Source organism: Ottowia sp. (assembly GCF_035325765.1).
Taxonomy (GTDB): domain Bacteria; phylum Pseudomonadota; class Gammaproteobacteria; order Burkholderiales; family Burkholderiaceae_C; genus Ottowia.
Genome location: NZ_DAOKZG010000076.1, coordinates 1 through 7968 on the forward strand (window position 1 = coordinate 1; position 7968 = coordinate 7968).

The following is a 7968-nucleotide window of genomic DNA, read 5'->3' on the forward strand; positions in this document are numbered from 1 at the left end:
GTGATCCGTGCCAATAGCCGCTTAAGTTCCAAACAGAACGAAACACTACACTAGTCGTGCTGCCAACAAGCCCGGTGGGCAGGCTTCAGGGCCTCCCACCGGGCTTTCTCTTGCGCGGGTCGGCGGGACGGCGCCGATGCCGGCTCGCGGCGTGGCGGCGGCGAGCCGTCGGCGTCACAATGCAGGACTGTGATGTCCGATTCCGCGCCGCCCGTCGATCCGCCCGCATCTGAACCGACCCTCCGCCAGCGGTGGGGCAGGCATCGCTGGGTGCGCCGGGTGGTGTGGACCGTGGGCAGCCTGCTGCTGCTGTCGGCACTGGCCTGGCTGGGCGTGCCGCCGCTGGTGCGCTGGCAGGGCCAGAAGCTGGCGAGCCAGGAACTGGGGCGTGCGGTGCACCTGGGCGAGGTGCGTTTCAATCCGTGGACGCTGGAGCTCAGCGTGCAGGACATCGAGGTGGCGGGCGCGGCCGGCGCGCCGGCGCAACTCGGCATCGAGCGCGTCTACCTGAACGCGGCCTGGCAGTCGATCGTGCGCCTGGCGCCGGTGATCGATGCCCTGCAGGTGCAGGCCCCGGTGCTGCGGCTGGCGCGCCGCGGCGACGGCCACTACGACGTGGACGACATCCTGACGCGCCTGGCCGCGGCACCCAAGGCCCCGGACGACGCCGCACCGGCGCGCTTTGCGCTCTACAACATCGAGTTGCGTGACGGGCGGGTCGAGTTCGACGACCAGCCGGTGGCGCGCAAGCACGAACTGACCGGGCTGCAGCTGGCGGTGCCCTTCATCAGCAGCCTGCCGTCGGCGCGCGAGATCACGGTGCGGCCCGAGCTGGCCTTCGTGCTGAACGGCAGCCGCTTCGACTCGGACGCGCAGGCGCTGCCGTTCGACGCCTCGCGGCGCACCGACGCCGCGCTGCGGCTGGCGGGCCTGGACCTGCAGCCCTACCTGGCCTACCTGCCGGCCGACCTGTCGCTGCGGCCGCGCTCCGGCACCGTCGATGCCGAGCTGCGCCTGCGCTTCGAGGAGGAGCCGCGCCAGTCGCTGCGCCTCGATGGCGTGCTGACGCTGAGCGGCTTTGCCGCCGAGGACGCGGCGGGCGATCCGGCGCTGGCGCTCGACCGCCTCAAGCTGGAGCTGGCCGAGCTGCGCCCGCTCGAGCGCGAATTCCACCTGTCGGCGATCGAGCTGGAACAGCCGCGCGTGACCCTGGTGCGCCACCCGGACGGATCGCTGAACCTGGCGCCGGCTGCGGGCAGCGGCGCCGCCGACGCGGCCCCGGCTCCAGTGGCACCCGACGCCGCGGGGGTGCCGGCCGCGCAGGCGCCGGACGCGGGGCCCCGGCTGCGCGTCGATGCGTTCACCGTGCACGGCGGCACCGTCGATTTCCGCGACGACAGCACGGCGCCGGCGGCCGCCGTGCATCTCGAGGCCGTGACGCTGCAGGCGCACGCCATCGCCTATCCGCTGGAGCAGCCTTTCGCGTTCAGCGGTTCGGCCACGCTCGGGACCGCCGCAGGCGCGGCAACCCAGGCCGAGACGCAGGCGGCTGGCGGCACCGCCGACGCGCCGCAGCCGGAGCGGCCCACGCTATCCTTCGAAGGCAGCGCCAGCCTGCGCCAGGCCGACCTGAAGGTCCAGGTCGCGCGCCTGCCACTCGCGCTGGCGCAGCCGTATCTCGCATCCTATCTGGAGCCGCGGCTGACGGGCGAACTGGGGGCCGAGCTGGGCTTGCACTGGGCGCCGCCGGCCACGCCCGATGCGGCGCCGGAGCTGAAGCTGACCGCCGACAAGCTGGCGCTGGATCGGCTGGCGCTGGTGGGCGCGCAAGCCGATGCCGCGGCGCCGCGCCGGGGCCGCCGGCCGACCGGCGCGAGCGACACCGAACTGGCGCGCATCGAGCGCCTGAGCGTGTCCGGCGCCGCCATCGACCTGCGCGCCCGCACCGCCCAGGTCGCCGAGCTGACGCTGCAGGCCCCGTGGCTGCAGGCGGAACGCGCGGCCGACGGGCGCTGGATGGTCGAGCGCTGGCTGCGCGAGGCGCGAGCAGAGGATGCGGGCGCGGCGAACGCAGCGCCGCCGGAGCCGCCCTGGACGGTGCAGCTCGATGCGCTGGCGCTGCGCGAGGGTGCGCTCGATTACGCCGATCTCGCGCCGTCGCAGCCGGTGCGCGCGCAGCTCACGCAATTGCGGCTGGACGCGCGGCAGCTGCAGCTTCCCGGTCGGCACGCCATGCCGCTGGAGCTGTCGGCTCGCCTGGGCACGGGACGGCGGTCGGGCGAGCCGGGGCGCCTGGCATGGCGCGGCCAGCTGACGCTCGAGCCGCTGGCGGCGCAGGGCGAGGTGGTGGCCGAGCGCCTGCCCGTGCACGCCTTCACGCCGTACTTCGACGAGGCACTCAACATCGACATCCTGCGCGCCGACACCAGCTACAAGGGGCGCGTGGCGTTCGCCGAGACGGCGCGGGGCCCGCGCCTGAGCGTCGCCGGCGATGCCCGGGTGGAAGAGCTGCGCACGCACAGCCGCCCGGGCAGCGCCATCAGCGCGCAGGCCGGCACGGTGGAGGCGGCCGCCGCGGCCGGCCCCGCCGCGGCCTCGCGCGCGGCGCTGGCACCCAGCACGACCGAAGCGCCGGGCGGCAGCCTGGGCGAGGAGTTGTTGAGCTGGAAGCAGCTGCGCCTGACGGGCCTGGATGTGCGGCTGGAGCCCGGCCAGGCGCCGCGCGTCGCCATCGGCGGCACGCGCCTGTCCGACTTCTTCGCGCGCCTGGTGATCCACCCGAACGGTCGCTTCAACCTGCAGGACGTGCTCAAGTCGGACACCGATGCAAGCGCCGCGGCTGCGCCCGCCCCTGCACCCACGGCCGCGGCCGAGAGCCAGCCGGCGGCTGGTGAAGCCAATGGCGCGGCGCCGCCGTCGGCGGACGCGGCCGCCGCCGCCCCCCCCGCCGCGCGCGCCGCGCCGGCGCCGGTCGATCCGCTGGCGCCGGTGCTGCACTTCGGCCCGACCGAGCTGGTGAACGGACGCATCGATTTTTCCGATCATTTCATCCGGCCCAACTACTCGGCCGACCTGACCGAGCTGAACGGCACGCTCGGTGCCTTTGCCTCGGTCACCTCGCCCGAGGATCCGCAGATGGCCGAGCTCAGGCTCACGGGACGCGCCGAAGGCTCGGCCGCGCTCGACATCTCGGGCCAGCTCAACCCGCTGGCCGATCCCCTGGCACTGGACATCCAGGCGAAGATGACCGATCTCGACCTGCCGCCGCTGTCGCCGTACTCGGTCAAGTACGCGGGCCACGGCATCGATCGCGGCAAGCTGAGCATGGACGTGGCCTACAAGATCCAGCCCGACGGCCAGCTCACGGCCACCAACCGGCTGGTGCTCAACCAGCTGCAGTTCGGCGAGCCGGTGGCCGGCGCGCCCGCCAGCCTGCCGGTGCAGCTGGCCACCGCCCTGCTGGCCGACAGCCAGGGCGTGATCGACCTCGACCTGCCGATCAGCGGCTCGCTCAACGACCCCCAGTTTTCGCTTGGGCCGATCATCTTCAAGGCGATCGTGAACCTGATCGGCAAGGCCATCACGGCGCCTTTCAGCCTGCTGGCGCGCGCACTCGGCGGCAACGGCGAAGACCTGTCCGCGGTGGCCTTTGCGCCGGGCAGCGCGCGGCTCGATGCCAAGGCGCGGGCGCAGCTCGACAAGATCGCCAAGGCCCTGGCCGACCGGCCGCAGCTCAAGCTCACGGTGGCCGGCACGGCCGACCTCGGCGTCGAGGCCGCGGGTTTCCGGCGCGAGCGCCTGCAGGCGCTGGTGGCGGCCGAGCTGCGGGGCGAGGACGGCGCAGCGGCGGCCGACGAGCCGCGGCCATCGGACGCCACGGACGCGGGCGCGCCCGGGGGGAATGCCGCCGTCGCCGCTGCGCCCGGCGATGCCGACCAGGCCGTGCCCGCGGCGCAATATCCGGAGCTGCTGAAACGCCTGTACCGGCGTGCCGACATCCCGGACAAGCCGCGCAACGTCATCGGCATGCAGCGCAGCATCCCGGTGCCCGAGATGGAATCGCTGCTGATGGCGCAGATCCCGGTCGACGCCGATGCCATGCGTCAGCTCGCGCTGCGCCGCGGCGTGGCCGTGAAGGACTACCTGGCGGGCCATGGTGTTGCAGCCGAGCGCCTGTTCCTGGGCGCTCCGCGCATCGACGCAGTCGGGAACAGCGACAAGCCAACGGCGGCGCAGCCCGCCGCGGTCGCGCATGCACCGGGCGCAGCGTCGACATCCTGGTCGCCCCGCGCCGAGCTGAGTCTCGCGACCCGCTGACGGCCTGGCCCGCCGCCGCGCCGGGGCACGGGAAGCGCCGCCGCATTCGCTGCGACAATAGCCGATGTCCGGCGCGCGAGTCGCGCGCGTCCGTGTTCACCGTACTTCCTGCCCAGCATGTTTCCCTTTTCCCGTGATCCGCAAGATCCGCCGGCCGCCGCCGACGCCCCGGCGCCGGCCGCGCCCGAAGCCCATCCCCTGGACGCCCTGACGGGCGGCGTGTTCTCGGCCGCCACCTCGGGCGAGCGTGCCCAGCGCGTGCGCCAGTGGCTGGCGACCGAGCCGGCGCCCGAGCAGATGCAGGAGGTGTTCAAGGAGCTCTCGGCCAAGGACAAGGGCGCCGCGAAGGCGCTGCGCGAGCGCCTGGACGAACTGCGCCGCGCGCGCGAGCAGGAGGCGGTGGCCGCCGAGTGGGAAACCCGGGCCCGGGCCCTGCTGGACGGCGCGCGCCTGAACATCGCCGACGCCCTGGCCTGGCAGCGCGATGCCGCCAAGGCCGGCGCGCCGCTGTCGCGCGAGCCGCTGGCCAGCCTGCGCGCGCAATTGACCGAGCGCGTGCGCACCGTGGAAGACCTGCAGCAGCGCGTCATGGTGCAGCGCGAGGCCGCGGCCCTGCTGGCGCAGCGCATCGAGCTGCTGTCGACCCAGCCCTGGACCGAGGCGCGCGACGCCCAGCCGGCGCTCGAGGCGGACCTGGCGCAATGGCGCGAGCAGGCCGAGCTGCTGCGCGCCGAGGCGCAGTGGCCGAGCATCGACCTGCGCTTTGCGCCGCAACTGGAAAGCGCGCAAGCCCAGCTCGAGGCGGTGTGGAGCGCCTTTGTCCCGGCGCTGGCGCAGGCCCAGGCCGCCAGCAGCGATGCCACGGCCGCGCTGCCGCCCGTGCCGGTGTGGGCCGAGGAGCTGCGCGCGGCGCGCGCCGCCGCAGCTGGCGAGGCGGTCGCGCCGACGGCGCGGCCCAAGGTCGATCCCGAGCAGCGCGCCGCCGCGATGCGAGCCGTGGAAGCCGGCGTGATGCTGCTGGAGCAGGCGGTCGGGGCGGGCCATACGAAGAACATGAACAGCGCGACCCAGGCCCTGCGCCAGTCGCTCAAGACCCATGGGCGCCTGATCGACGAGGCCCTGGAGGCGCGCGTGCACGCGGCCCTGGTGTCGGCCGGCGAACTGGGCGGCTGGCAGCGCTGGAGCGCCGACAAGGCGCGCGAGCAGCTGGTGGCGCGCGCCGAGGCCTTGCTGGTGCGGCGTCCGCGCAAGGGCGGGGGTGGCGCGCCGGCGCCGGACGCATCCGCCGCGGCGGCGCCACAAGCCGAATCCATCGAACCCGTCGAACCGCCGCAGACCGCGCCTGTCGTCCCGGAGCCGTCCGCCGAGGCCGCGGCGGAGCCTGCCGAGTCGCCCGTCGACGCGCCGACCGGCGAGCCCGCCGCCGAAACGTTGCCGGCCCTGGAAGGCGCCGACGAGGCCGGGGCGGAACCGGCACCCCCCGCCGACGCCGACTTCGAACTGGTGCCGACGCTGGGCGGACGCAAGCTGCAGGAAGCGATCCGCAAGCTGCGCGAGGAGTGGAAGACGGCCGACCAGGGCGGACCGCCCAACCATGCACTGTGGAAGCGCTTCGACCGGGCCTGCAATGCCGCGCACCGCTTCGTGGAAGCCTGGCTGGACCAGGTGCGGGCCCAGGCGGCGGAACATCGCAGCCAGCGCCTGGCCCTGATCGAGGAGGTCAAGGCCTGGGGCGCCGCGCAGCAGGCCGGCCCGGACGTCGACTGGAAGGCCATGGGCCGCCAGATCCACCAGTTCTCGGAGCGCTGGCGCAACGCCGGCCATCTGGCGGAGAAGGCCTTTGCCGAGCTGCAGCCGCAGTGGAAAGCGGCCATCCATGCGGCCGGCGCCCTGCTGGAGGCCGAGCAGAAGGCCAGCACCTTGCGGCGCCAGGCCCTGATTGCCGAAGCCGAGGCGCTGGCTGCGGAGCCCCGGCTGCGCATCGACGCGGTGCGCGCGCTGCAGCAGCGCTGGCAGGCCGAGGCCCAGGCCGTGCCGCTGGAGCGTCGCCACGAGCAGAAGTTGTGGGATGCCTTCCGCAAGCCGCTCGACGCCGCCTTCAACCGCAAGAGCGCCGAGCGCGAGCAGGAGCGTGCTGCCCTGAGCGCGCACGACCAGGCCGTGCTGCAGGCCGCCAAGGCGCTGGAGGCGGCCAACGCCAGCGGCGATGCGCAGCGCATCCGGGCCGCGATGGAACAGCTCGAGGCCGTCAGTCGGGGCCCCTTGTCCAAGGCGGCGGTGCAGGATGCCGGCCCGGTGGCGCCCGAAGCGGCCGCACCCTTGGCCGAAGGCGCGGACGCAGCGACGCCGCCCAGGCCCGACAAGCCGCTCATTGCCATGCGCGGCGACGACCGACCGGGGGCACGTCAGCCGGGTGCCGATGCACGCGCCGCTGGCGATCGGCGCGAACACGGTCCGGCAGGGCGCGATGCGCGTCGGGGCCCGGCCGGCGCCGGGCGCTTCGGCGATCGGCGCGACGGCGCGCGCGGGGCCGACCGCGGCCGGCGCGAGGAACGCGGCCCGCGCCTGGGCGACACGGCGTTTCGCGCCCAGCGCCAGGCCGTCGAGAGCGCCCAGGCGGCGCTGCGCAAGCTGGCGGCGCAGGCGCATGGCGAGGCCCTGGTGCAATTGCTGACGGCCTGGCAGGAGCGCGATCCTGCGCTGGCTCCCAGCGCGCAGGAGCTCGGCCGCGCCGTCAGCGCCTCGGTGCGCAACGCCTGGCTGCAGGCCATCGGCGCCGGCGGCGGGGACCGCGCCCGGGCCGCCACGGCGCTGCTGCGCCTGGAGATGGCGGCCGAAGTCCCCGCGCCGGCCGACCAGCAGGACGCGCGCCGAGCGCTGCAGCTGCAACTGCTCACGCGCCGCAACGACCCGCAGCCGGCCGAGACCTGGCGCGAGGACGCGGCGACGTTGTTCGCGACCGAAGCCGACGAGGTGACGACTCGCCGAGCACAGGCTGCCCTCAAGGTTCTGCTGCGCCGATAGCCGGCGCGCCGGCCCTCCCTGCGCAGCGGCGGATCAACCGCTGCTGCGGTGACTGGGCCTGCTGCCGTGCGTGCGCCCCAGGCCCGCGTGCCGCGCCATGCGTGGCGGGAGCTCCGCCTGTGCGCACCCCACGGCGGCGCGGCCTGGTCGTGCGCCACCGCCGGAGCCTGGGCAGGTGCATGCTGCACTCGCCGGTGCCGAGCGGCATCCCGATGGCCTCCCGCACCCGAGTGCGCATGGATCGGACGGCGCAAGAAACCGGCCTGCCAAGTGGCCGGTTTCGGCTGCATGATCGCAGCGGATGGGCGTGTTCAGCGTTGCCCCACAGGCGCCTTTGGAGGCGCTGCACGCACCCTGGCCTGGCACGGCGAGGACGGCACTGCCGGGCGCATCCGATTGCCGGATTCAGGCGGCAAACGAGGAAGAGCGGACTGCTGGCTTCTTCGGGCGAACGTCCGAGCCTCTTGTGCGCTGGCGCCGCAGCGCGGCCTGCCGCACGGAACACGCGCAGGACCATGGATGGTGCATCGCGTCGTCCCTGGTGCCCGGGGCCGGAATCGAACCGGCACGGTGTTGCCACCGGCAGATTTTGAGTCTGCTGCGTCTACCGATTTCGCCACCCGGGCA

General features: G+C 74.4%; 2 protein-coding genes and 1 tRNA gene. 2 read left to right on the forward strand and 1 reads right to left on the reverse strand.

The annotated features are described in order from the left end of the window. Positions 1-192 precede the first annotated feature (192 nt). Complete coding sequence (locus PKA16_RS15080) at positions 193-4317, forward strand: DUF748 domain-containing protein (RefSeq protein WP_324404392.1); 4125 nt, start codon at positions 193-195, stop codon at positions 4315-4317. A 117-nt stretch (positions 4318-4434) separates the two neighbouring features. Next, a complete protein-coding gene (locus PKA16_RS15085) occupies positions 4435-7341 on the forward strand; it encodes a DUF349 domain-containing protein (protein ID WP_324404394.1) in 2907 nt (968 codons plus the stop codon). 539 nt (positions 7342-7880) lie between these two features. Here the strand turns inward: PKA16_RS15085 and PKA16_RS15090 are convergent. Then, positions 7881-7967, reverse strand: a tRNA-Leu gene (locus PKA16_RS15090). Between the last annotated feature and the right edge of the window lies 1 nt (position 7968).

Excerpts from the sequence above, each read along its gene's own strand:
- PKA16_RS15085 (WP_324404394.1), top strand. The coding sequence starts at position 4,435 with ATGTTTCCCTTTTCCCGTGATCCGCAAGATCCGCCGGCCGCCGCCGAC.
- PKA16_RS15080 (WP_324404392.1), top strand. The coding sequence starts at position 193 with ATGTCCGATTCCGCGCCGCCCGTCGATCCGCCCGCATCTGAACCGACC.